Origin of the sequence: Loktanella sp. SALINAS62, from assembly GCF_018263905.1 — a bacterium.
Lineage (GTDB): Bacteria > Pseudomonadota > Alphaproteobacteria > Rhodobacterales > Rhodobacteraceae > Loktanella.
Genome location: NZ_JAAFZU010000040.1, coordinates 27,913 through 53,123, shown reverse-complemented (window position 1 = coordinate 53,123; position 25,211 = coordinate 27,913). Strand labels below are relative to the sequence as shown.

Annotated in this window: 21 protein-coding genes, 2 pseudogenes and 1 other annotated feature; of the genes and pseudogenes, 9 read left to right on the top strand and 14 right to left on the bottom strand. The window is 58.9% G+C overall.

Annotated elements, in window-relative coordinates; genetic code table 11:
- Positions 1-89: 89 nt before the first annotated feature.
- The 5 genes and pseudogenes from GZH79_RS13470 to GZH79_RS13450 form a co-directional block, all read right to left on the bottom strand.
- Positions 90-317, bottom strand: a pseudogene (locus tag GZH79_RS13470) (transposase); the annotation flags it as partial.
- Between the two features lie 76 nt (positions 318-393).
- Complete coding sequence (locus GZH79_RS13465; protein WP_211644294.1) at positions 394-1,152, bottom strand: PRC-barrel domain-containing protein; 759 nt, start codon at positions 1,150-1,152, stop codon at positions 394-396.
- 34 nt (positions 1,153-1,186) lie between these two features.
- Positions 1,187-3,181 (bottom strand): protein-L-isoaspartate(D-aspartate) O-methyltransferase, encoded by a 1,995-nt coding sequence (locus GZH79_RS13460; RefSeq protein WP_249219190.1) that lies wholly within the window; start codon positions 3,179-3,181, stop codon positions 1,187-1,189.
- 14 nt (positions 3,182-3,195) lie between these two features.
- Complete coding sequence (locus GZH79_RS13455) at positions 3,196-3,624, bottom strand: DUF2267 domain-containing protein (RefSeq protein WP_211644293.1); 429 nt, start codon at positions 3,622-3,624, stop codon at positions 3,196-3,198.
- A gap of 72 nt (positions 3,625-3,696) precedes the next feature.
- Positions 3,697-4,119: a CBS domain-containing protein gene (locus GZH79_RS13450; protein ID WP_249219189.1), complete on the bottom strand. Its 423-nt coding sequence runs from the start codon at positions 4,117-4,119 to the stop codon at positions 3,697-3,699.
- Between the two features lie 184 nt (positions 4,120-4,303).
- On the opposite strand from GZH79_RS13450, the gene GZH79_RS13445 reads away from it, so the two are divergent.
- The 4 genes from GZH79_RS13445 (at position 4,304) to malQ (ending at position 7,726) form a co-directional block, all read left to right on the top strand.
- A complete protein-coding gene (locus GZH79_RS13445; RefSeq protein ID WP_211644292.1) occupies positions 4,304-4,531 on the top strand; it encodes a hypothetical protein in 228 nt (75 codons plus the stop codon).
- 35 nt (positions 4,532-4,566) lie between these two features.
- Positions 4,567-5,484 carry a hypothetical protein gene (locus tag GZH79_RS13440; protein WP_211644291.1) on the top strand — a complete coding sequence of 306 codons (918 nt, stop codon included), beginning with the start codon at positions 4,567-4,569 and terminating at the stop codon, positions 5,482-5,484.
- A gap of 49 nt (positions 5,485-5,533) precedes the next feature.
- Positions 5,534-5,821, top strand: coding sequence for a hypothetical protein (locus GZH79_RS13435; protein ID WP_211644290.1), 288 nt, complete (start codon positions 5,534-5,536; stop codon positions 5,819-5,821).
- 171 nt (positions 5,822-5,992) lie between these two features.
- Complete coding sequence (malQ, locus tag GZH79_RS13430; RefSeq protein ID WP_211644289.1) at positions 5,993-7,726, top strand: 4-alpha-glucanotransferase; 1,734 nt, start codon at positions 5,993-5,995, stop codon at positions 7,724-7,726.
- 318 nt (positions 7,727-8,044) lie between these two features.
- Here the strand turns inward: malQ and GZH79_RS13425 are convergent, their stop codons facing one another.
- Positions 8,045-9,706 carry a BCCT family transporter gene (locus GZH79_RS13425; RefSeq protein WP_211644288.1) on the bottom strand — a complete coding sequence of 554 codons (1,662 nt, stop codon included), beginning with the start codon at positions 9,704-9,706 and terminating at the stop codon, positions 8,045-8,047.
- Positions 9,707-10,121: 415 nt separating this feature from the next.
- Here GZH79_RS13425 and GZH79_RS13420 point away from each other — a divergent pair, with 415 nt between their 5' ends.
- Together GZH79_RS13420 and GZH79_RS13415 are read left to right on the top strand one after the other, a co-directional pair.
- Positions 10,122-10,904 (top strand): ZIP family metal transporter, encoded by a 783-nt coding sequence (locus GZH79_RS13420; protein WP_211644308.1) that lies wholly within the window; start codon positions 10,122-10,124, stop codon positions 10,902-10,904.
- A 109-nt stretch (positions 10,905-11,013) separates the two neighbouring features.
- Positions 11,014-11,743: pseudogene (locus tag GZH79_RS13415) on the top strand (IS3 family transposase); the annotation flags it as partial.
- Positions 11,330-11,446: a sequence feature (AL1L pseudoknot), on the top strand. It overlaps the preceding pseudogene by 117 nt.
- 406 nt (positions 11,744-12,149) lie before the next feature.
- On the opposite strand, the gene GZH79_RS13410 reads toward GZH79_RS13415, so the two are convergent.
- Positions 12,150-13,355 carry a permease gene (locus GZH79_RS13410; RefSeq protein WP_211644287.1) on the bottom strand — a complete coding sequence of 402 codons (1,206 nt, stop codon included), beginning with the start codon at positions 13,353-13,355 and terminating at the stop codon, positions 12,150-12,152.
- Positions 13,356-13,592: 237 nt separating this feature from the next.
- Positions 13,593-14,039 carry a hypothetical protein gene (locus GZH79_RS13405; RefSeq protein ID WP_211644286.1) on the bottom strand — a complete coding sequence of 149 codons (447 nt, stop codon included), beginning with the start codon at positions 14,037-14,039 and terminating at the stop codon, positions 13,593-13,595.
- Between the two features lie 967 nt (positions 14,040-15,006).
- Between GZH79_RS13405 and GZH79_RS13400 the strand changes: the two genes are divergently transcribed.
- Entirely contained in the window at positions 15,007-15,918 is a 912-nt protein-coding gene (locus tag GZH79_RS13400; RefSeq protein WP_211644285.1) for a PRC-barrel domain-containing protein, read from the top strand.
- 595 nt (positions 15,919-16,513) lie between these two features.
- Here the strand turns inward: GZH79_RS13400 and thpR are convergent.
- From thpR to GZH79_RS13375, 5 genes are all read right to left on the bottom strand, one after another.
- On the bottom strand, positions 16,514-17,062 hold the full coding sequence (thpR, locus tag GZH79_RS13395; protein WP_211644284.1) for an RNA 2',3'-cyclic phosphodiesterase: 549 nt from the start codon (positions 17,060-17,062) through the stop codon (positions 16,514-16,516).
- Positions 17,063-17,172: 110 nt separating this feature from the next.
- The gene (locus GZH79_RS13390) at positions 17,173-17,442 is read right to left on the bottom strand and encodes an acylphosphatase (protein WP_211644283.1); all 270 of its coding nucleotides are present in this window, start codon (positions 17,440-17,442) and stop codon (positions 17,173-17,175) included.
- 372 nt (positions 17,443-17,814) lie between these two features.
- Positions 17,815-19,299, bottom strand: coding sequence for an aspartate aminotransferase family protein (locus GZH79_RS13385; protein WP_211644282.1), 1,485 nt, complete (start codon positions 19,297-19,299; stop codon positions 17,815-17,817).
- A 3-nt stretch (positions 19,300-19,302) separates the two neighbouring features.
- Positions 19,303-20,382, bottom strand: coding sequence for a pyridoxal-phosphate dependent enzyme (locus tag GZH79_RS13380; RefSeq protein WP_211644281.1), 1,080 nt, complete (start codon positions 20,380-20,382; stop codon positions 19,303-19,305).
- A gap of 230 nt (positions 20,383-20,612) precedes the next feature.
- On the bottom strand, positions 20,613-20,981 hold the full coding sequence (locus GZH79_RS13375) for a cupin domain-containing protein (RefSeq protein WP_211644280.1): 369 nt from the start codon (positions 20,979-20,981) through the stop codon (positions 20,613-20,615).
- A 136-nt stretch (positions 20,982-21,117) separates the two neighbouring features.
- Here GZH79_RS13375 and GZH79_RS13370 point away from each other — a divergent pair, with 136 nt between their 5' ends.
- Positions 21,118-22,668 (top strand): winged helix-turn-helix domain-containing protein, encoded by a 1,551-nt coding sequence (locus tag GZH79_RS13370; RefSeq protein WP_211644279.1) that lies wholly within the window; start codon positions 21,118-21,120, stop codon positions 22,666-22,668.
- Between the two features lie 314 nt (positions 22,669-22,982).
- Here the strand turns inward: GZH79_RS13370 and GZH79_RS13365 are convergent, their stop codons facing one another.
- Positions 22,983-24,419 carry a DUF6880 family protein gene (locus GZH79_RS13365; RefSeq protein WP_211644278.1) on the bottom strand — a complete coding sequence of 479 codons (1,437 nt, stop codon included), beginning with the start codon at positions 24,417-24,419 and terminating at the stop codon, positions 22,983-22,985.
- 342 nt (positions 24,420-24,761) lie between these two features.
- Here GZH79_RS13365 and GZH79_RS13360 point away from each other — a divergent pair, with 342 nt between their 5' ends.
- Complete coding sequence (locus tag GZH79_RS13360) at positions 24,762-25,130, top strand: DUF6481 family protein (RefSeq protein WP_211644277.1); 369 nt, start codon at positions 24,762-24,764, stop codon at positions 25,128-25,130.
- Positions 25,131-25,211: the final 81 nt, after the last annotated feature.

Below are 25,211 nucleotides of genomic sequence, written 5' to 3'. Positions count from 1 at the left end.
GATCGCGTTCGCCATGATGGTCATTGCGGGGTTCCCACGAACCAGTTCGCCAATGCGACCAAGCCTCAGATCTTTCGGGACGTGCCTCACAAAATCTCACGGTCCCGCGTCAGGTCGGCCACGATCTTCTTCAGCCGCTTCATCTCATGCAGCAGACCCGCATACTTTTTCTTCCAGTTGAAGTAGGTCGCCTGGCTGATACCTGCCTTCCGGCAAATCTCAGCGACGGGCGTGCCTTCCTCGCCTTGCTTGATGATGAACGCTTTCTGAGCGTCCGTAAACTTCGATGCCTTCGTGTGATTCCGCTTCTCTCCCAGCCAGGAAATCGTAGCGGAAAACTCCAGCTTCAAACGGTCCAGTTCGCGGGGATCAGATCAGGATCATCGCGGTCCCCTACGCCCAGCCGCTCCAGTAGGGGTGAACGCCATAGTGGGCATACATCCGTTCTTCGTAGTCACGATTGACGGTCGTCGACTCTCTGAACTCGGGGGAGCCCTTGACCTTGTCGCGTGTGACATCGACGAAGACCTTGCGATCGGTCCATGCGATGTCGGTCAGCCAGTCGGGCGAGACAAGCACCATCTTGCCGGGCCACCAGTTCTTGGTATCGATCATCAGGTAACGGATCGTCCAGTTGTCTTCATCGACCATGAAGTCTTCGATATGACCGATGCCGCCGTCGGTCGCTTCGACGTAGTATCCGGTCACCTCGTCCACGCTGCGAAGATGGGGGTCGCCCTCTGTCTTGTGCTGTGGAGCGTCCGACTGGTCGAGGTCCGCAGGCGGAACCGGGAACCCCATGTCGACCGTCAAGGGGGCGCCGAAGGTGCCATACCAGTATGGGTTCCAAGAGTAGTGATGGAATATGTCGACTTCGAGTTGACGCGAAACCGGTTTGTCGGTCTCGAGGCCGGGTGCGGCTTTGATCTGCTCGCAGGTCAGGTCGGTGATGTATTCGCGCTTGGTCATGTCCGGAGTTTTCAACGCCGATGGCGGCAAAAGCACCTTGCGACCGGGCAGCCACGTGCCGGTGTCCACCACCACCCACCGCAGGACGAAGTGTCTGTCGTCGAACAGAAGGTCGTCGATCGTACCGACGTCGCCGTCTTTGGCCTGAAGCTGATATCCCCTGATGTCGGAACTGCGGTGCATGGCTGCATCTCCTTTGGTGTGTTGAATGGCGTCCTCAGACGCCGAACGGGTAGGTCTCGGGCATACTGGCCCGCCGGTGCTCGGGGCCGAGCGGTGTGACGGCCTGCGTCTCGTCGAACCAGACGAAAGCATCGAACTGGCGTGGCAAAGAGGCTTCGGCATAGTGGCTCTGAAGCTCGGTCTCTGGCCGGTAGATCACGCCGATGAAGCGTTCGAGACGCTGCACCTCAAGACGCTTTCGCAGCGCCGGATCAGCATGGAGATCGAGCAGGAACTGCGGGTGGCCCGCGTCGTGGCACAGCCTTTCGTAGCTGTCCTCTCGCGATGGGCGGACGCGCTTGATCTCCATCTCGCCGTTCCAGTCGGTGGCGGCAGCGACCGTGCCGGAATGAGTGCCAAATCCGATCAGCGCCGCCGCGTCACCGAACCGCTCGCGGGCAAGCTGGCCGATGTTCAACTGGTCGCGTACTGCGCCCATTTCGGTCGCGCGGGCATCACCGATATGGCTGTTGTGGGCCCATACAAGGGCCTTGGCGTCAGGGCCGCGCGCCTCCAGTAGATGTTCAAGCGTCTCGAACATGTGGGTGTCGCGCAGGTTCCAGCTTTCGGCACCGCCGTAATACATGACCCTGTAATATTGCTCCGCGGACCTGACCAGACGGGCGTTCTGCGCCGCGTCGAGAAAGCGCGACCCATCCTTGGCTTCATAAGCCAGTTGGCGTTCGAGAAGCGTCCGCAACTGTTCCACGACCTGAGGTTCGCAATCGTGGTAGCTTTGGCTGAGCACAGCCCGGCCATAGGTCGCGGGATCGCTTTGCCACGGCGTCAGGCAACTGTAACGTTCGCGTGCGATACGGGCCGCTTCGGGGTCAACCTCGTCGAGATAGGCCAGCACGGCTGCGATTGATCCACTCATGTTGTAGATATCCAGACCGTAAAAGCCTGCGCGGGCGTCGGGGTCGGACACCTGCGCATTATGGCTTCGTAGCCATTCCACAAAGCCTTCGACGACGGCGTTGCGCCACATCCATGTCGGAAACCGGCTGAACGGCGGGTCGCCCCCGTCGCGGACCGGCTGATGCGTAACGTAGCGGTTGACGGCGGCGGCGTCGGGCCAATCCGCCTCGACCGCCACAATGTTGAAGCCGTGGTGTTCGACCAGATGCCGAGTGATCGCGGCGCGAGCACGATAGAATTCCGATGTGCCGTGGCTGGCTTCCCCCAACAGAACCACTTGCTTGTCGGCATAGCGGTCAAAGAACTGTCCAAAGCTGGGATCATCAATGTCGGGCAGGGGTTCGGCCACCTCTGCCACCATCTGCGGCAGGCTCTTGCCACTGGACTGACCCGGCACATGGTTAGACGCGGATTGGCGCCCGTCTTGGGCCCAGCCCTGCGCGCCGACAAGGGGCACGAAGCGCACGGCGCCCAGTTCTTGCTCATCCCAGGTGTCGTCACCGGTGCGGGTAATTTTAAGAAGCGACTGACCCGTGCCCGATCCGCCGACGGGGATTACCATCCGCCCGCCGACCTTGAGTTGCGCTTTGAGCGCCTCGGGCACCGACGGGCCGCCCGCAGCCACGACGATTGCATCGAAGGGGGCAGCGTCGGGCCAGCCCAAGGTGCCGTCACCGATCTGGATGTCCACGTTCGAGATGCCGGCCCTCGCGATCTTGTCGCGGGCCTCCTTTGCCAAGGGTTCGTGTCGTTCGATAGCGATGACGGTGGCCCCGATCTGTGCCATCACAGCCGCCGCATACCCTGAACCCGCGCCAATTTCGAGAACCGCGTCGCGGTGGCGCACCGCAGCGGCTTCGATCATCAGGGCGACGATATAGGGCTGCGAGATCGTCTGGCCGTGTCCAATAGGCAGGGGGCCGTCCTCGTAGGCGAATTCCTCCATTCCAGGGGCGACGAAAACCTCTCGCGGGACGGCCCGCATGGCGTCTAGGACACGACGATCGGTGATCTTGCGGCGCATCAACTGCCGCTCGACCATCGCGTCGCGTTCGCTGGCTCTGTCGATCATGGCGTGGCTCCTCTTTAGCGGTCCGGAAACAGGGTCTGGACGTCTGACGGCAACATGTGCGTGACGTGTTCCAGTTCGCCCTCGGGGAGTTGTGCCGCGATGACGGTCAGGACGGCGCGGGTGGCATCTTCGGGGTTCATCGGGGCCGCAATTGCCAAGGCATCCGTCACCTTTTGCAAGAAGTCATCCCGCGTTTTGTAGGTGTCCGGCTTCCCTGCGGGGCGATAGTCTTCCCAGTAGATTCCGCGCACCAATAACGGCATGTGCGCGCTCAAGTGAAACGCTTCTTCTGTCGTCAACCGATCGCGCAACGCCCACAGCACGGCGCGCAACGCGTGGAATTGATGCTGCCTGTCGACACCCGTCAGTTCGCCCACCGCATTGAGCCAGGCATTCGTCTTCTGCAGCGTGTGATCGAAATTTTTTAATCCTGTTTCTGACATTGTCGTCTCCTGAAGTCTTGATGTTGTGAGGGACGGACGCCTGTGTGCCGGTCCCTCGTTAGCTCTGCGTGATCAAAGCCGTTCTTGCGGTATTTGTTCCGACACGCCTCGCAGCGCTGACTGGCCTGTGTGCGCGCGGGCAAGATCGGCAAGAGCCAGAACCCCCACCAATCGCTTGTTGCTGTCCAGAACCGGCAGGCGGCGCACCTTGTGTTCGGCCATCAGGTTGGCGGCGCGGTCGACGTCGTCATTCTCGAAGCAATAATAAACGCCTTCGGACATGACATCGCGCACCGTAGCCAGAGTCGGCTCAAGATCGGACGCAACCCCTCGTACAACGATGTCGCGGTCAGTCACCATGCCGGCAAGCCGGTCGTTTTCGCCCACCGGCAATGCGCCGATATCGGCGTCTCGCATCTGGATTGCGGCGTCGCGCACTGTCGTGTTCGGATCAACAAGTCTGGCGCCCGGCGTCATCAGATCCTTAATGGTCATTTTCTTTCCTTCGTTCATATCCATTTTCAGAAAGCCAACACGACAATTCACCGAAGAGTTCCCGCGTCTCCAATGGATCGATAACCTGGCGCGCGCTTCTGACGAGGTTCGGCCTGACCGAGCTTGGAACCTTGGGCACGTTGTTCAGTTTTGTTGGCAAAGAGACACAAAAAGGAGATCGAACATGATCGCCGACATGTTTTTGTTCTGGCTCGTCGTTTTTCTGTATCTGACAGCAATATTTTCATTGCCCGCTTGGCATTATACCCGTGGCCGCAGGTTCTATCGGGATCAAAGCGCTTTTCGATATGCACCCAGCGCAGCTGCCGCGTTGGCGGCGCTTCCTATCATTTTTCTGTTCTGGATTGGCCTTCTGGCGATCTGGTGGCCATGGCACCTTTCCATCACATAAAAACAAGCGGATGAAATCCCTGATCGGAGCTTGATATGGCGGAAGAGAAGGAAACAGATGTTCTGGAGGAAGGCGACATATTCTTTTTCTACCGTCCAAAAATCAATTTGGACGATCCCGATGCACTTGATGACATACAGCGCTTTTACTTCGCCATGCGTCCGAAAGGCGGTAAGGACATCCGGCTTTGTATCGCCGGGCGCAAGCATCTTCCCGATGTGAAAAGCCACGAGCGTGTCTGGGGTTTCGTAGACATGGTCACCAAAGAGGACCGCGAAATCGAGCGTGGATTGCGCGAGGAACGCTACCAAACCAAGACCCGCGACGAACAGCGCGAACCTGCGGCGCGTCCGGTCGGCGAGGGTGTTTATGCGATAACGCTCGAGGATGGGCAGATGCATTTGTCATACGCCCTGGAACTTCCGGAAGACCCTGGTCAAGTGCAGCGCACCTTCAACATCGCCCAGGAGGCCAGTTTCGCATTGTCGGTAAAAAATCCCGAGAAGGGTCAGCCCAAGGGTGCCGGGCTTTCGGAAGATCAAGAAGCAGATTATCCTAACCGGCTGCAGGATGTATTTCGCGATCGGCGCTTCGCACGCGAAGATGTGCGCCTGCTGAATTATGAAGGTGCTGAGTTCATCCTTGTTGGCGCGCGCCAAGATCCAAAAAAGGCATATGGTGCACCTATTTCTCCTAAAGACGAGGATTACGGATCGTCTGATACAGTGCGCAAACTGCGCATGGTCAAGTCCCGCCACCCAGTGAAACCTCTGTTCGAAGGGGAGTGGGATAGACCCGCGATAACTGTAAGTGGAACTAGCGACGCGCGAGACCTGATCAAGCTGCCATTTGCATTCTCAGGCGCGCGAGACTTGTGCAGGAAGCTTCCCGCTCCCGGTTATCACCTCGCGCTCCGGCAGAAACCTATGACGCACTTGGAACAATTACTGTAAAATTGAGTTTGTTCATAAGGCAAATGAAAAAGATCAAGGGACTTGCCCGATGGCAGATAGAGACGCATTTATTGAAAAAGCTAAAGCAAGGCTCGACCAGTGGAACGCCGAAATCGACAAGATGGAAGCGAAGCGCGAAGAAGCCGAGGCAGACGCCAAGATCGAGCGCGAGAAGCAGCTCAAGGACATGCGCAAACAACGCGACGAGGCCGAGCTTCGATTGAGAAAGATCCAAGAGGCGAGTGACGATGCTTGGAACGACATGAAGAGCGGCTTTAATCAAGCATGGGACGATCTTTCGAGCGCCTTTGAAAATGCAAGGTCACGGTTCAATTAAGAAACAGCCTGCTCAATGTGCTGGCTATTGGCCCTTCGTCGATATTGACCTGCGGCAAAAGCTGGCGCGGATTGGCGACCTGACGCGCCTTGGCGATCGTTTGTGGTCGCGCATTCGCTCGTGTCTCTGCGCGCTGCGGAATAAAGGATCGGACCTCCCCATGGTGACGTCATGAATCTTCGCACTTTGGCCCGGCACCATGGTATCGTCACCGACTATGACGACCGTCAGGTTCCCGACGCGACGCTGCGACTGATACTGACTGGCCTCGATGTGGATCCTGAGGCGAAACCGGAAGGGCCAGCGTCGCCCAAAAAGTTTCCGCGCCCCAAAGAACATGCTCCGCAGCCGGCCCGCGGCTGGGGGATCTTCTGCCAGCTCTACGAACTTCGCTCGGACCGCAACTGGGGCATCGGCGACTTTGCCGATCTTTCGTTGTTGGCCAAGACATGTGGCGCGGCAGGGGCTGATTTTCTCGGCGTCAATCCACTGCATGCGCTTTTTCTGGCCGCGCCCGAGCGGTGCTCTCCGTTCTCGCCGTCCAACCGGCGCTTTTTGAATCCCCTCTACATCGCGCCCGATCTGCTGGGGCTGGCGCGTCCCGCCTCAATTGATGGCTATGCTGTTTCCGATCTTGTGGATTATGCCGCCGTCACAGACGCCAAGCTCACCGCGTTGCGTGGTGTCTTCAATGCCGGTGTCGACGATCCGGGATTCGACCGTTTTCGCGCAGATCAGGGTGAGGCCCTGCATTTGCATGCGGTGTTCGAGGTCATCTCGGCTCGCCACGGTGGCAAGGGATGGACCGATTGGCCAGAGGCGTTACAAGATCCCAAGGCTGACGCGGTGCGGGCCTTTGCAATAGATCATGCACTGGACGTGCGTTTTCAGGAATGGCTGCAGTGGATCGCCCGGACGCAGTTAAAAGCGGCCCAGAGAGCGGCGAACGAGGCGGGCATGCGCATTGGACTCTATCTTGATCTGGCGGTGGGAGAGGTGCCGGACGGCTCTGCCATCTGGTCGGGCAAGAACACGACGCTGCCGGACCTTGAGGTCGGGGCGCCGCCCGACGTGTTTTCTGAAGAGGGACAGAATTGGCACCTTGCCGCTCCTTCGCCGACAGCAATGGCTAAGGACGACTATGCCAATTACCGCGCCATGATCAGCGCGCAACTTGCGGACGCCGGCGCGCTGAGGATCGATCATGCGATGGCGCTGTGGCAGCTGTTCCTGATACCCTCGGGTCGCCCTGCTTCAGAAGGTGCGCACCTGCGTTACCCGATGGCAGACCTCTTGCGGGTGCTGATCGAAGAGGCTCATGCCGCCAATGCGATCCTGATCGGCGAGGACCTTGGGTTCGTGCCCGAAGGCTTTCGCGAGGTAATGGAGGCGGCGAAGCTTTTAAGCTACCGCATTGTCTATTTTGAACAGGACGATGAAGGATTCCACGCGCCTGGCAGCTATCCGCAGCTTGCGTTGGCCTGCCTGTCCACACATGACCTTCCGGTACTTGCGGCCTGGTGGCGCGGCGACGATATTCACCTGCGACAAAAGAATGGCTTGGTCTCCGAGGAGACGAGCATCCTGCACTTTGCGCATCGCAAAAAGGAGCGCCGCGAGCTGATCAGGGCGCTCAACGTGCGCGCTGATGCAGCGGCCCCCGAATTGCCTGAAACCGTGTTCGAGGGGGCGCATGCCTTCATCGCTGCAAGCCGCAGCGTTCTCGCAGGCGTCCGGCTGGCCGACCTTACTGGCCCGGAAATGCCCACGAACTTACCGGGCGTAACCGATGCTCACCCCAACTGGCGCCCCCGTTCTCCGGTCTTGGTAGATGATATCGCAGCCCATCCAGAATTTGTCCGCATCACTGACCTGATGCGTGCCTCTCGTTCAAGATCGAAATAAAGCGGCCAATCGCCTGTTGACTCTTAACCTGAGCGCAATCGTTGCGCCTATCCAAACGACGCATGACCCACCGGAATAGCTGGTCAGATTTGATGGGGCAGTTAAAGTCTTTAAAAAGCTCTGGGGTCGTTAACTCTGAACGCCAAGCTACTTCGTCGTCTCCTGAGGACGCGCTGCGCTCGACGTCGTCAAGGACTATGTCGATAGCCAAGAGAATCCGCTTCGCAACCAGCGAACTGCCTCCAAGCCTACGACCAGGAAAAGAAAGGCAGCCTGACTGAAGTTAGAGGTTTGCGGGCGAGAATTAAGGGATCCTCTTCACCGTGGTTCGTTCAGAAGCCCCAGCACCAATGCATAGCACGCGCCCAGCAGGACCAGAGTGAAGGGCAATCCCGTCGAAACGGCCATCGCTTGCAAACCCACCAGTCCGCCGCCCAGCAGCAGGGAAATCGCGACGATCCCTTCGAGCATCGCCCAGAATATGCGCTGGATCACCGGCGCATTTACCTTTCCGCCCGCTGCAATCGTGTCGATTACCAAGCTGCCGGAATCCGACGAGGTGATGAAGAACACGATGACGAGGGTGATAGCGATCAGCGATGTGATAGCTGTCAGCGGCAGCCCTTGCAGCATCTCGAAGAGTTGAAGCTCGAGGGGCGCGCCCAGTAAATCGGATGCGCCGTCCTGCGCCACTTGCGAGATGGCCGTGCCGCCTAGGGCTGTCATCCAAAGGACGGACAGAACAGTGGGCACGATCAGGACCGCGATCAGAAACTCACGCACCGTTCGGCCACGGGAGACCCGGGCGATGAACATGCCCACGAAGGGCGACCAGGAAATCCACCAGGCCCAGTAGAAGGCCGTCCAGCCCTGCGAGAAATTGGCGTCTTCGCGGCCGAACGGCATGGAGAGCGCCGGAAAGTTCGCCCCGTAGGCGAGCATGTTCTTAAAAAAGCCGGTGGCAATCGCAACGCTCGGGCCGACGATGATGATGAACGCAAGTAGCGCGAGCGCGAGCCCCATGTTCACCTGAGAAAGCAGCTTCACACCGCTCTCCAGGCCGCGAGCGATCGACCAGATAGCGACGGCCGTGATCGCGATGATCAGCAGGATCAGGACGGCGTTTCCGGAGCCGACACTGAACAGGAAATCAAGCCCGGCCGCCGCCTGTTCCGCACCGATCCCGAGGGACGTTGCAAGGCCGAAGACCGTCGCGAGGATTGCCAGAATGTCGATCACGTGGCCCGGCCAGCCCCAGATCCGCTCGCCGAAGATCGGATAGAAGGCCGAGCGCAACGTGAGGGGCAGGCCCTTGTTGTAGGAGAAGAGCGCCAGCGCGAGGGCGACCACAGCGTAGATAGCCCAGGGGTGCAGCCCCCAGTGGAAGATCGTGGCCGCCATGCCGAGCCTGCGCGCGGCCTCTTCGTCGCCCTCTGCGCCACCCAGCGGCGCCCAGTCGGTCCGGACGCCGTCCGCCCCGACTTCGATTCCCCCGAACGCCGCCCCGAAGTGCCCGAGCGGTTCGCCAACGCCGTAAAACATCAGACCGATACCCATGCCCGCGGCAAAGAGCATCGAGAACCAGCCGATATAGCCATAGTCTGGCCTGGCTTCCGTGCCGCCCAGCCGGACCCTGCCGACCGGCGTTACGATCAGCGCAAGGCAGACAAGGACGAAGATGTTGCCCGACAGCAGGAAGAACCAGTCGAGATGTTCCGTCAGCCGGTCGCGCAGGCCGGTGAAGAATGGCTCGGCCTGTGTCTGGAAAAACAGCGTCAGCAGGGTGATCGCGACAATTAGCCCTCCTGCGATGCCGAACACCGGATTGTGGATGTCGAACTGGAGAACGTAGCTCTTGCTCCAGTTGTCCTGTCCGACCTCGTATTCCGTCTCGATGATCTCGGTTTCGCCCTCGGGCACTGGGATTGGCTCAATCCCCAGCTCCTCAGCCTCCAGCGGATCAATGTGCTGATCAGACATACTGTTACCTTGTGCTTTATTTTACCCAGCATTCGCTCGTCAGGATGCACCTGCGAGGTCATGTCTCCTCGGACAGAAACCGCGCGTGTAGAGAAAGGTTCCAGACGTCGCAGCCTGAGGCGCTGTCGTAAAATGCCCAGCGATATCAACGTTTCATCTACGCGGATGATCTTATAGCCGAGGATCACCCCTGAGGTATGCGTCGTGCCCAAAGACCGGTGCCGATTGACAGTCGGAAAACCGCTTTGTTTTTCGCTTGGTTAGCGCAGGCAGCTATTGTCACTGAATAGCCCGGTCCGGCAATTTCTACGGATTGCGCAGGAACATTCAGACAAAGCACTGGTTTTCCTGGAGGCGCTCAAAGAGAGTGCGGAAGCTTAAGCTTTTTTGAATCATCAAAATAGTGGAGAAAACCCTGACTGAGCTTTCGCCCATCATGCTTGGTTTTCTGGGTAGCCTTGTCGCCGGATTGATGACGGCAGTCGGTGCCACTCCGATCCTGTTCGGGCGACTGCCATCGCAGGGTACACGGGATCTTTCGCTTGGTTTCGCAGCGGGAGTCATGTTGTCGGGCTCGTTTTTTTCTCTGATCATTCCGGCACTCGATACGGTCGAAACGCGTACCGACAGCGCCGTTGTTCCGGCGGCCATCGTCTGCGCCGCAATTTTGCTTGGCATGGGCGTCCTGGCCCTGATGAACGAGATGCTGCCGCACGAGCATTTTGGCAGGGGCCGCGAAGGGCTGGAGTCTGCGTCGCTCAGACGTGTCTGGCTATTTATCATTGCCATTACGATTCACAACTTCCCCGAAGGTCTTGCCGTGGGGGTCGGTTTTGCATCGGGCGATGTGAAGGGCGGATTGCCATTGGCGATCGGAATTGGAATTCAGAACGTGCCCGAAGGCCTCGCCGTGGCAGTTTCGCTTCTGGGTGAGGGCTATGGAAAATGGCGCGCTTGGGGCATTGCGGCGCTAACCGGGCTGGCGGAGCCTATCGGGGGGCTCTTGGGCGCGGGCATCATCGCGCTGTCCGAGCCGTTACTGCCTTGGGGTCTCGCCTTTGCAGCAGGAGCGATGCTCTATGTCATAAGCCACGAGATCATCCCTGAGACCCACCGAAGTGGGCATCAGAAAAGAGCGACGCTGGGGCTGTCTTTGGGGCTGGTCATCATGTTGTTTTTGGACGTCTGGCTGGGGTGAAAAGGTACTGTTGATGACGTGGATGGCCCTCTCCCGACGGCATCGCAATGTGCTTAGTGAATTGCCCCAAGTTTGCCGGAGACCATCAACTTAAGTAAGGATGATGGTTATGACGAAACGCAAAATGGCAAATCGCTACTCGCCTGAGGTCCGCGCACGTGCGGTTCCTGAGCATCAAGGCTCATACGAAACGTAGGCGGGCGCGATTGCGGCCATTGCACCCAAGATTGGCTGTATTCCCCAGACCTTGCGCGAATGGGTCTAGCAGGTGAAGAAGGACAGCAGCATGCGGGATGGCGTGACAACCGAGGAACGTGACCGGATCAAGACTCTGGAACGGGAAAACCGTGAGCTGCGCCAGGCGAATGAAATTCTCCGCCAGGGCGAGGCCATTGTTCGCCATTGGTCCGAGGACAATGGACGAGCGCTTATTTTGCGCAGGCGGAACTCAACCGCCCACTGAAGCGATGATCGTCTTCATTGAAGATCAGCGCGTTGTTTGCGGCGTCGAGTCGATCTGCAAAGTCTTGCCGATCAAGCCGTCGACGTAATATCACCGCCTGCCGTGCCTCGCTGATCCGTCCAAGGCCTCCGCACGGCATCAACGTAACACAGAACTCTGCCCGGAAATCAAAAGGGTCTGGGATGAGAATTATCAGATCTACGGAATCCGCAAGGCGTGGCATCAGCTGAAGCGCGGGGGCTTTGAGCTGGCGCGCTGCACGGTGGAGCGACTGATGAAACAGATCGGTATCCGGGGTGCGGTGCGTGGCAAGGTCGTCAAAACAACGATCTCAGACACATCCGCGCCCTGTCCGCGCGACAAGGTGAACCGGATCTTGTCAATTGGCATGCAATTTTGACCCCATATCGGCGTCCAAAAATGACCCCCATTTTGCGCCATGTCAACTGGCCCGATGCGGTTTAGCCTCCATATAGCGCGGCCGTATCGGGCCAGCGGGATCTTGGTTGTTCCCGGTTTTGAAGCGCCAGCTCTCGTTGCCGGTCTCGGCGATATCACAATGATGGGTAACGGTGAGCGCGATACCAACGAAATTAAGAAAGCGGTCGCTCGACATTTTCTTGGAGTCGCCGCCTTGGTTGAGAAGTAATCTCGGCGGGTCCGGCCAAAGCCACCGAACACCTACACTCACATCACTTGGGACGAACCGGAAGAGCCCGCGCGGGTCAGATCGCAGCCGCCGCAAGGAGGCCGACGCTCCATAGCTGATATCGCCAGTAAGGTCAGCCGACGAACATACCGATTGCCAGCCAAATGTAGGCTGCGATAGCGAGGCCGAACAAACCCTTTTCGATGACACCGCTGCCGATGGCGAAGCTCCATCCCGACCGCGCAATTTTCCAGACGAGAAAGCCAACGCTCAGGGACGCGAAGGCGATATTCAGCCAGAACGTGTAGTCGATCTTGAAAAACTCGCGGTCGGTTACCGTCCGGACCTGCTCGGCAGATGGCAGAAGGTCAAACATCGCGAAGCCGTAGTGCAGGATCATCGCAGTGGCGACCAGCACCACGAGAAAGACTCCAAGGATGTAAAACGCCATTTTCCATCCGTAGTACTGTGCATTAACCCTGAGAACCGGGATCACGACGAGGTCGGAAAAGATGAAAGCCATGATCCCGGCGAAGGCAACGCCGTTGCCGTAGAGCACTGCAGCGAGGGGAATATTGCCCATCGACCCGATGAAGGTGAAGAACGCGGCTACCGGGCCAACCAGCGCCTGCGCCAGCAATTCGAAGAAATTCGGATCTTCTCCCCCTATGAAAAGCCATTGAAAGAGCCGTTCGGGCACAAAAGCCGCGATTATGCCGGCGACCGTGAAGCCGACCGTCACGTCCTTCCAGACCATCATCCATTCCATGACGTAGCGCTTCGCGACCATGGCCCAGCTTTCTCTAGACCTCACTTTTTCGCGCCAGGATGCGGTCTCGCTATCGTCGTCATCGCCATCGTCGTCGCCTTGGCTTGCCTTTGCACTTTTTCGTGCAGCATCGACAGGGGCCATGCCTCGGGTCATGCGAACGACGAGCCACATCAGCAGGATCAACACAACACCACCCACATATTCGCCGACGACGAACTGCCAGCCGAGAAAAATCCCGATGATGATGCCAAGTTCGATCACGAGATTGGTGGAGGCGAGCAAAAACGCGAGCGATGGCACAAGCCCTGCGCCCTTTGTAAAAAGGGCGCGCGTTCCGGACAGAGCGGCAAAACTGCAAGACGAGCTCACAAAGCCAAAGAACGTGCCCATCGCAACAGATCGCGGACCCGCTTCCCCCATCTTTTCCCGCATGGTCTGGCGGGTCACGAAAACCTGGATCATGGAAGAAATCAGGTAGCCAAGACCGAAGGCCCAAAACGCCATCCAGAAAAGTCCCAGTGTTGTCGTCGCAGCCTCGTGCCACCCGTCAATGAAGCTCTGGTTCATACTTTCCCTCGATTTCGAAACAGTTGTTATCGACCTGTGTCATTCTTTCCCATGAAACGCGTAAACCAAGACGGGAAATGAAAATAAATGGGCGGAATACTTTGGTCGTGCATCAGTGCCTTCGAGGTGATTGTGAACTGTCCCTCCCATTCGGTGCACTGGTAGAGGCCGAAGCGTTGCGAGGCACCCTTCAACTCTGTCGATCGAAGGCTTCCGCCGTCAGACCGGCGGTTGAAGTTACTCGTGCAATTTTTCGCCGTCCGGCGTCAGCAAATACCATTCGCCGCCAAAGGATTCGACATGGTTTCCTTGAGGCTGGTCTGCGCTCTCATCGCGAGCGAAATAGTAGAGCGGCCATCCGTTGTAGGTGACAACCTGCTGTTCCTCATATCTGGTCGTTCCGAGCAGGGCAGAATCGGCACCCTCGCCCGCTTGCGGATCGCCTGATGTCCTCACCAGCGGCCATGCCTCCAGACATTCCTCGCTTGTGCAGGATATTTGCGCTTCTTTTTCATTGGCCCGTCCCGGGGTGTCGATCGTAAAGAGGTAAACAGGCCGGCCTTGCGCATCACTAAGGTACTGGCCGTATTCGTCGCTTTGCACGACTCGAATCGTGAGGGCGTCTTGTGCAAGCACCGGGGCAGCAATCGCGAGCGCAGCTGCCGTGCCGATCAGGATCTTCATCGTATGTCTCCTTGATTAATGCGATTCACAAACCGCCCTTGCCTACGATTTGTTCCGTGACGCCTCTCACTTGGACCACCGTGCCGCGCCAGCAGAGATGCTTCGCGAATGCGATCGCATCACGGTTGCTAAAACGGACCCTATGGCGGCGGCCCTCGGCGATGAGTGGGAAATCCAAAAAGTGTCGGGACACAACGTTCGGCCATCCCTTTTTAATGTCCGATGCCGTCAGACGGCGCGAACAAGTACCTTTACTCTGTGGCCAAACAGGAAAACAAACGGAACGTATTACAGTCAATGCAGGTGCAACAGTCGATTTGGTATTCGCCATGGCGTCGCCCGCTTTCGCACATGACGCGATTTCTAGCATCATCATAGATGGCTCTGGCTAATCTTCTTCCTTGTTGTCGGCGTCGTCGCGGCGGCCCCCGGCTGGGGCTACACACGGGATCAAAGGCCGTACAATCAGGGTGGCTCTTTTCGCTATTATCCCAGCGCAGGTTTCGGATTCGTTGCTGGGCTATTTCTCTTCTGGTCTGGATGGGCATCATTGCAATCGCACTGCCGTGGCGAACTGCATCAGTCGCCGTAAACTGAGACCGGAGCCGTACTTCAGTGGGACGAGCTCTCTACCATAGAAGCGGCCATCGCTGGTCACCCAGGGTGGATAATGTTGCGATCGGCGCCAACGACGCGCAGCTTGGCTAATGCGCTCAACTGCCGCTCGCCCAGCGGCTTTGGGCAATACGGCTCGGTCTTTGAAACATACTTGCGCTTCCCGAGCTGAGTGAGCGCTCCTGGCGTTTCATCCTTCGGACCACTCCGAAGTTTTTCTTTCGGATTTGATGGTCAGGGCGACGGCAGTCGAGTCCGCTAAGTTGGGGTGGAACAATCCAACCCAATGTTCGTTTTTCTGAACTACCGACCGACAGAATAAACCTTTTACGCCAGGAATAGGAGACAAGACATGAACGCGCTGACAGAACGCCTTGGTATGAGGAGCTCAGGGCTCGTAGTTTCGATTATTCTGACCATGACAGTTCCCGCTGCAACAGCACAGGAACAGACCGAAGAGCAGGACGGGGCGGACAGAAACGAAAGCATCCCGGAAGAATGGCAAAGCAGCCATATCCTCCTTACTCCATCCCGACATCTGATTGAACAAAATTTACTCGATGAGGGAGAAGACTGGGGCAAAATCAAATTCCTGATGATCGATATTTCGGATGGAAATCTGATCTATGCTCTTGCCTCGACCGAGCGGACAACGGGGCAATTTATCGTGGTTCCGTGGAATGTGATCGAGGCAACCGATTGGACGGGACTGGAAGGTCCGGGGCTGAGTGTGGATGCTCCGGCTGAGCTTCTTGAAAATGCGCGACGCTTTGACATGGACGATATCGTCAGACTTACGACGCCGAATGTGGCCGTCGAGGTCGGTGATTATTTTACAACTGCAATCGATCCCATCGGTCTGGATTCTCCCGTCTTTGTCTTGGGACATGAATTGGTGGGAACGATCGCGCCACCAGCGACGCAGGTCGCCAATCAGCTGGAGGGAACGAATGTAACCGATGCCGACGGCACTGTCATTGGCGCCATTGACGACATCATGGTTGATGTCGACGTGGGTCAGGTACCTTATCTTCTTGTTTCGACCGGGGACTATCCGGGCAGCCAAGGCGATTGGTGGCCGATTCCGCCGCAGGCCTTGACGTGGGATGCCGCGACCGAGAGCTACACCATCGACCAGACTGAAGCCGAACTTCGCGAGCTTGGCCTGTTTGGCGAACCGGAACTTCCAATCTCGATACGGCAAAGCCAGCTTGACAATCTGTACGACTTCTTCGGCCTCGACCCCTACAACCCCGAGGCCTGACCGTTTTGGCGGCGAAGTCTGATCGATTGATTTCGCCGTCATCTTGCAGAGGCTTGCCAAGTCGGACTGACCGACGTTGGAGATTGTGAATTGATGCGGTGGATGCCTCCACCCGACGGCATCGATTGTGCCAAAGTGGTTTCATATGAACCAAAGAGAGGGAGGCATCCATGTCAGAGATTAGCATGTTGGCGATTGATTTGACCAAGAACAGTTTTCAAGTTTGTGCGGTCCGCGGTGACGGTTCCATCGTCTTCAACCGCGCGGTGTCACGGCCACGGCTCCATCATCTGCTTGCACAGCAAGAGGACTGTATTGTTGCTATGGAAGCCTGTGCGACGTCCCATCATTGGGGGCGGCGTGCGGGCATGCAGGAATGTTCGAACTGCTGGACCTGAAGTCGATCTTTCCAACGGCGGCTTTGTCCGCTGACTGACGATTAAGTCGACGAAATGCTGCGCGATGCACGAGTGGCCGCTTCGACGGGCCGTACCGCAGCATTGAGAAGGCATGGTCAATGGCCGCAATGGACCGTTCTCTGCACATGAAAACCAAGGGCGGGAAGCTCCCCACTCAATTGGCGACGTGGTGCTACCTACCCACTCTCAAGTTCATAGTTTGCAAGGACTTCGTGCAGTGCACCGTCCGGTGTCAGGGTAGATTGGAACAGCTGAAAGCTTTTCACTTCAAAAGGCGACGCTCGGAAAGCGAGGATATTTGCCAGTCTTTCGTGCAAATTGTGCGTTTCAGATGCCGACATCAGGCTTGCCAGACGCGAAAGGGTGACGTGGGGGCGAAATCGCCGCTTCTGGAACTCCACACCTGCGGTTCTCAGAGATCTGGTTATACGCTGCTCAAGTTCGAGGAGTTGCTGGCAACGCGCCACATCGGCGTAAATCACCTGTTGTTTACGTTGGTCAAAGCTGCCGACACCGACGAGTTGCAAATCGAAAACAGGTGCCCGAATGTCTGACAAAGCCGCGTGAATTTCTTCAATCGCCTTGTCGCGCTGCTCGCCAAGAAAGCTCAGTGTCAGGTGAAGATTTTCTTCAGGAACAGGTCGACCGATCGGTAGAGTGTTTTGCAGATGCACAAGCTCAGATCGGACAAACTCGGGAAGATCGATGGCTACAAAAACTCGCATAAGAAAACCCGCCTTGGGAAAGCTGCATTGTGGCATCGCCCAATACGCCCGAAGTCCGTTTTGGGCTGACCAAGCCGACGGCTCGCGATTTGCGCGGATATCGCTGCCGTTCAGCCATGAATTTGAAATCCCGGTTCAGCTTGCGTTTCGACGTCGGTGGTGTGGACACTCTGGACCTCTGCCGCAGGCGGGCCTTCGTGCAGTCCCGCGATCAGCGCCTCGACCGCCTCGCGTGGCCCCGACACCAACGCCTCGACCGATCCGTCCGACCGGTTGCGGACCCATCCCGAGACGCCAAGCTCTTCCGCCCGCTCACGCGTCCATGCTCTGAACGATACACCCTGCACGCGGCCGGTTATGTGCACCTGCTTCGCAACCATCACTATACCCTTTCGATCCGTTACTCGTCTTTTTCCGGTCCGCACAAGTTTGACTATATCATGAGGGGTCGCGTTCGTTCACGTCGATATTATCGTGCCGCTCCAACCCGCCCCCGAACACCGTCCAACAGCACATCTCGGCAGGAGACTTGGTGCAGGTTCTCGGAGACTGATCGCCCTTCTCCTCAGGTTACTACATCTACTATCCCAGTCGTCGTCAAAACCTGCCGGCATTCAGGGCCATTGTCGACACGCTGCGACACTCGGGAACCTGAGTTGTCTTCAGGTCGATTGTGAAGGCCGGTGAGACCCGTAGGCAGATTGCAGTGCTGGCCATGCAGCGCCGGCGTTTGCAGCGATGGTGATCTTCAATCAGGAATAAGTATCGCCTCGAAGGCCCGCGACCAGTTCCGGAACGAGCGCACGGCCCCGCCGGACGACTTCCTGGACCAGCACTTCGAGGTCGGACGGAACAGTTCGGTGGTTGTTGATCGCCGCGCGCAGGCAGTGCCGGCCCTGCACGGTGGTGTCGGATACGGCGGCGACGCCGGCCTCCTGCATCTGCACCATGATCTCCGTGTTCAGTCGCTTGAGTGCCACGTCGGGCAGGCCGCCGGGGTCGTAGCGGAAGCAGACGATGTTGATCACGGTCGGATAGCACAGTGTCAGATCCGGTGTGGCTTCGATCCGTTCGGAAAGATAGCAGGCGTGGGCCAAGTCCTGATCGATCAGCCGGCCGAATTTGGCCAGGCCGTGTTCCTTCAGCGACATCCAGACCTTGAGGGCACGAAACCCGCGGGAAGTCTGGAGTCCAAAGTCATGCAGCCAAGCCCCTGACGCGATTCCACGTGGCGCCGCCTCAAGATACTCCGGCGTGCTCGAAAACGTGCCTTGATGCGCCTCCGCGTCTCGCACCAGGGCGCAGCCAACCTCAAACGGCGCGTGCAGCCATTTGTGCGGATCGAGGGCAATGGAATCCGCTCGCGCGATTCCGTGCACCAGCGCGCTGCCCCTCGGCGCGATGGCGAGAAGCGCTCCGATGCAGCCGTCCACGTGCATCCACAGCCCTTCGGCAGCACAGAGGTCGGCTATCGCCTCGAGATCGTCGATGGCGCCGGTGTTGACGGTGCCGGCGGTCGCGATCACGCAAGCGGGGTGCAAGCCCGCCGCCCGGTCCTCGGCGATGGCAGTCCGGAGCAACGAGAGGTTCATTCGGCAGGCCGCGTCTGACTGCACGCGCCGTAGCGCCCGGTTCCCCAAGCCCATCGCTTCGACCGCGATCCGGTGACAGGAATGAATCTGGTCCGAGCCGTAAAACCGCATTGGCGCGGCCAGTGCGCTGACACCCATCTCCCGTAGGTCGATGCCGGACATCGTGTTGCGGGCAACGGTCAGTCCGATCAGGTTCGCCATCGAACCGCCCGAGACCAACGTGCCGCTGGCTGACGTGGGGTAGCCGACCATCTCCTTCATCCAGCCAACGACCTGCTTGTCGATCTCTGCTGCGGCATGGTCGCCGCCACCAAGGTTTGAGCCGAGGATGGCCGCGAGGAAATCACCCATGGCCCCCGCAAAGTTGCTCGCCCCCATATACCACATCCAAAACCGCGGATGAATGTTGCCCATAGGGTAGGGCAGAACGTCCGTAGCGATCTGGCGATAGATCTCATCCAGCGGTTGGCCGTCAATGGGCACGGGGTCGCGAAATCGCGCCCGCACGTCCTGCGGCATGTCCTGCCAGACTGGGCGGGACCGGACATCCCGGATGTAATCCACGGCATCTTCCACCATCCGATGGGCGGTGGCGCGATGAATGTCCCAATCCGCGGGATCGAGCGTTTCCGGCGTGTCAGGCATGGGTCAGCCCAGCCAATAGCCGGGGGTGGAGCGGGACAGCGCGGCCTCTTCTTCGGTCATCTCCTCGGGGATTGCCTCGAAGAGCGGCGTTGACATATAGCGTTCGCCGGTATCGGGGAGCATGCAGAGGATGACGGCGCCCTGTTCGGCCCGTTCGGCGATCTGCATCGCGACAGCGAATGTGGCCCCTCCGGAGACGCCGGTCAGGATACCTTCCGTCTTGGCGAGTTTTCGTGCCCAGTCGACGCCATCCGGGCCGGCGACAGGTATCAACTCGTCATAGAGGCGGTCGTCGACGGCTTCTTGCAGCACATGCGGGATGAAGTCCGGCGTCCAGCCCTGGATCGGGTGCGGCTCGAAGGCCGGATGGCTTTCGGCGGGAGAGCGATCGGCATGTCGTGCCTGAACATGACCGCTGCCGAGAAGTTGCGCATTGGCGGGTTCCGACAGGACGATCTTCGTCTCCGGTCGCTCGTGGCGCAGAACCCGGGCCACGCCCGCCAATGTCCCGCCAGTGCCATACCCCGTGACCCAGTAGTCGAGACGCTGGTCGGCGAAATCCCCGATGATTTCCCGCGCCGTTGTATTTTCGTGAATGCGTGCGTTGGCGTCGGTCTCGAACTGGCGGGCAAGGAACCAACCATTCGCCTCCGCCAACTCCACCGCCTTGCGATACATGCCAAGACCCTTTTCCGCCCGCGGCGTCAACACGACCCTCGCACCCATCATCCGCATCAGCTTGCGCCGCTCGACCGAGAAGCTGTCGGCCATCGTCACCACCAGCGGATAGCCCTTCGCGGCGCAGACCATGGCCAGCCCGATCCCGGTGTTTCCCGAGGTCGCCTCGACCACCGTCTGACCGGGACGCAGGCTGCCGTTCCTCTCGGCTTCATCGATGATGCTCAGCGCCAGCCGGTCCTTGACCGAGCCGGCGGGATTGAAGAACTCGGCCTTGACGTAAAGCTCGACGCCTTTGGGGGCGAGACGGTTAATCCTGATCGCGGGCGTGTCGCCGATCGTGTCGAGAACGCTGCCATAAAGGTGTCCGCGTCCACTGGTCGTGTGTGCCGTCACGGCGTCCATGGCAATTCTCCGGTCCTGTTAAGGGTGGTTGACGGGCTGCGGTGCGGGATTTCGCGCGAAGGCATCTCGCATTCTCAGACGGGCGTGCCTGTCGTCGGGTCGATGATGGTTCTGACCTCGGTGATGGCGTCGGCCGGAAACGTTCGATGATGTATTTCCGCATGTTGCTGCCCTTCCTTCGAGGGGGATGACTGAGGCTTCAAATCGCTTTGCGACGGCGCCCTACCAGGTCAGTGCTGATGCTCCGGCGGTGCGAAGAGGATCATCTCGACCCGTTCCGCTCCGTCGACGTAGGCATCGTGCCCCGGTGGGATTTCAAAGAAGTCGCCCTTGCCGATGTGTGTTTCCGCGCCGGTGTCCAACATGCGCACCACCAGCTTTCCTGATAGGCAGTAGCCGGTGTGCCGCATCGGGCAGGCATCCGGAGACCCCAGCAGCGGCTTTTCATCTTTCTCCCAGGTCCAGCCCTCTTCAAAGATGGCGTGCATTCCGGTGCTGCCGTCGGCCATCTGGAGGATCGAGATGCCACCCATTTCCTTCATGTCGAGCCGCTGGTCCGGGGTCTCGAACCTCCGGATTTCAATCGGTTGTGCCGTCATGATCCTGTCTCCATTCCTGAGAGGCTAGTGGGTCCATCCCACTTACACCGTCCATTTTACCCAAGGCAGCGCCCAATGCTTGAAGGCGATCTGAAGATTTCCTGTAGGACGCAGCCATTTTCGTGTATGTTTCTTCATGGCTTGGACGTTCGGAGATTTTCATCTCGACCCGGATGGGTTCCAGCTTGCGCGCCACGGCGTTGCCGTCCCGCTCGAGCCCCAAGTGCTTGCCTTGTTGATTCACCTCGTCCGGCATCATGATCGCATGGTCTCAAAGGACGAAGTGGTCGAGGCGGTCTGGCACGGGCGGGCCGTTTCGGATGCCAGCATCTCCAGTCGAATCCGCTCGGTGCGGCAGGCCTTGGACGACGACGGCGCGCGTCAAGAGATGATCCAGACAGTCCACGGGCGAGGCTTCCGCTTCGTCGCGAAGGTCACGACAACGATGCCCGCCTGCGTGCTCCATGGCGCGCCCACCATTGAGCCCCCCGAACAGATCTTCGGAAAACCGTCGATCGCGATCCTGCCCTTCAGACCGCTTGGGCTTGAGCCAACACTTGCCGTGTTCGCCGAAGCGATCCCGCACGAAATCATCGAGGCGCTTTCGCGGCTGCGCTGGCTGGCGGTGATCGCGCGCGGCTCGTCATTCCGTTTCAGAGAGGGTGAGGCAGACATGGACATGGTCACTAAGGCCCTGTCAGCGCGCTACGTCCTTGCAGGGATAATCGAGTGTCGCGGCACAGGGCTGGCGGTGACGCTGGAACTGGTCGACGCCAAGTCGCGGCAGGTGCTTTGGGCCGACCGGCTCGAGTCTCAACTCGACGAGATGGACGAGTTGAGGTCGCGCATCGTCGCCCATCTTGTTGCCGCGCTCGAGACGCATATCCCGTTTAATGAGGCGCGCGTTGCTGAGCTTAACAAGCTTGAGGACCTGGATGCCTGGGCCAACTACCATGTCGGGCTGCGGCATCTCTACCGTTTCACCACGGCGGATACCGAGCAGGCGCTGACTTGTTTCGAACGTGCCGTCGCGTCCGATCCCACGTTCGCCCGCGCCCATGCGGGCCTGTCGTTCACCAGCTTCCTTTCGGCGTTCCTGCGGCTCGATCCCGACAGGCCGGCGGCGGTGCGCGCAACCCGGCACCACGCCGAGCGAGCGATGGAATTCGACGCGCTCGACCCCTTCGCAAACTTCACGATGGGGCGGTCGTTCTGGTTGACTGATGAGCCGGAGGTCGCGGCCGAGTGGCTTTCGCGGGCTACCGCTTTGAATCCGAATTACGCGCAGGGCTTCTATGCCTCGGCCTTCACCGCGATGCTGATCGGTGACGCTGCCGCGACCACCGCTGCGCTCGACACCTCCCTGCATCTTAGCCCGCTCGACCCGCTACTCTATGGCGTGCATGGCGTGCGCGCGCAGATGCTCATGCAGCTGGAAGATTACGAAGCCGCCGCGGGCTGGGCCGACCGTGCCGCAGCCCAGCCTGGCGCGCACTACCTCATCGGGATGATCGCGCTTGTCGCCAACGGGCTGGCCGACCGGCACGAACGGACCGGCTCCCTCGGGCAAGACATCCGCCGGCGCAAGCCGGATGCGACCGCGGCGGACTACTTCACGGCTTTCCCGACACGTGACGTTAAATCTCGGGCGCGTATTGCCGCCGAACTGGCTCGGCAAGGGTTCTGACGGAAGGGCTGTTCAAAGCTCATATTTCTCTATTGCAAGAGAGGCCGCAGCCGAGACCACCGGTCGCCGCACGATTGTCCAGGAGTGCGCTTCACACGCACAACACTTGCAGATTGGGATGCCGCCCGAACGGGGAGCCATGCCTTCCTCCGGATCACGAAGCTGACCTGCATCATTCTGATGGAAAGATTAGCTTTGTCCGCGTTGTGTGCATTCGTCGATCAATCTATCTCGCAGTCGCAGCGAATGGCCGGAATGCTGGGCCGCGTCGCAGCGCAGCAACCAGTCGATGGATGGCTGCTATGAACCGAAAACTACCCGTCGACGAGTTCCCAAAAGCCTAACTTTCGCTGATGTTTTTGCTTCAGATGCGCCAAGAACGCTCCATGGTCTGCAACGGCATCATAGTCCTTGATGACGGTGTCACTCGACCAGCATTCGGCAAGGTGCCGAGCAGCATGACGGTATCGCGTTGATTTCCCGCCATCGAGCGCATCGTCGATCATCGCGCGTCGCAATAGAACAGCAGCGAGCGGGTGCTTGTCGGACAGAGCGTCGGCGGCCGGGGTCAATGTTTCATATCGATTGCCGTTCAGTTCGTCCGAGCGGGCCATCACCATACGTGAGGCGCGGGCCAGTGCGGGCCAGGACACCAGAAAATCGATCGCAGCCTCCAGATCGGGGAAGACTTCTGCGAGGTCCAGAGCCTTTTCTTCTGCCGCGACGTCTTCAAAGTCAGGCAATAATTTCAAAATCTTCCTCAGGCTGTCCACGTCCAGCGTCTCGGTGAAACTCAGCCAGAGGTGTTCAATCAGATCTGCTGTCCGGCCCTGCCGCTCAAGGCATTCCACATACACCAGATCAAGGTCATGGCGGGACGGCCTGTAGGAACTCTCTGCATCCGCAGTCATAGCCTTGCGCACGATCGCAACAGCCTCGTCCACACGGTCAGCATCCAGCAGCCGCCATGCAACGCCTGGCGCGATCGTGCCATAGGTCAGCTGTTTCGATGAGTATCGCGCCATGTAGGCGTCGACGTCACCCTGCGCGTCTGCGACGTCCGCAAGGATGATTGATCGTGTCAGATCCTTGTTCCGCCGGAATCTGTCGGTGGCAGAGGTCGATAGGCCGAAGCCGCTGTATCTCTCGATGTCATCCGCACTTGGCGGAATGTCGGCCCAAGCCTTCGTCACGACCTTCAAATGCTCAAGACCTGCGTCACCCAAGGCATTCGCCGTTGCGGCAATGATACCGTCGAACTCGCCGTAGCCCGCGTCAGCCACGGCATCCAGAATACGCTCCGCAAGCGCTTTGGAATCTACGGAGATACGTGGGGAAATGGTGGCGATAGCGTCGATGGCTTCACCAAAGACGGCACCCACCGCCCCATTGCTGTCATCGGTGCGCTCATGGACCGAAGGTGCCAACTGCAGGAACGACCAGAGCAGATCGAATGCGTCGTCTGCATTTAGCGGGGCAATATTCGTCTCGATCATGTGCACAAGACCGGCAAGGTCTTTGACCAACGTCTTCTGCTTTCGCCAGTCCACAAAAGCCGTTGAGCGACGCAACGTGGCGAACCGCTTCCGGATATCCGCGGAAATATCCTTCGGACCCTGCGCCGCACTGATCTCAAGCCGGGCTCTGCGTTGCAAAGTAGCGCTGCCCTGAACAAGATCCATCACTAAGGCGGCAAGCGTTTCCGCGCCCAGCTTTTCAAGATTGGTCGTATTGAGGGCCTTTTTGTTCATAGTCCCAGCGGTCGCGTTCAGGTTCAGAGATACTGAAGGAATACTGGCGCATCATTCTTCCGACGACAATCCGGTTCGGCAAAGCCAGGCAACGTATGAAAGAACATGACGTCCTGACGCAGCCACACCTGCAAATGACAGTGCTGGCGACACTGCTGACAGCAGGCGCTTTGGCGACAGGGATCATTTGGTGCCTGCTATAGCAGGTCCTGGACTGCCGGTGCTCATTCAACCGGCTATGAAGTTTGGTGGCGGGAGGACAGGCTGGTCGCCGTGCTCGTCTTGTATTACGTCGACCATGCCTGACAATTTGAGCAACAATACGTCCAACGGAACAAAAACATGAGAAACCCCAAAAAGAATGACTTCGCCGACCGTCGTAGCGCTGCGGCCGATGCAAAAGCTGCCCTGCTGCAGTCGCACCGGGCCGCACAGGAAGCTGCCGAACCCACCCGAGTGGCGCGGCAGGAGGAGCGCCAAGCGGTGGCGACAGCCCGGGACGCCCGTCAAGCGGAGCGGGCGCAGAACAAACGCGACGAGGAGGACGCCGTGCGCACTGACGCTCTGGCGGCCGAAAATGCTGCCAAAGCAGAGGCTGAATCACTCAAGGTCGTTGAGAAAGACCTGAGCGTTGACGTCGTTGCTGACTACGAAGCGGCCCGGAAAGCTGAACGGGACCGGCGCTACGCAAAGCGCAAAGCGCAAAAGTAGGAACCGGAATCTATGCATTGATGGTCGCGACAGGAGTAACCGCGCCATTGGCACCGCCTGCCTGAGGCCGGGACGATGATC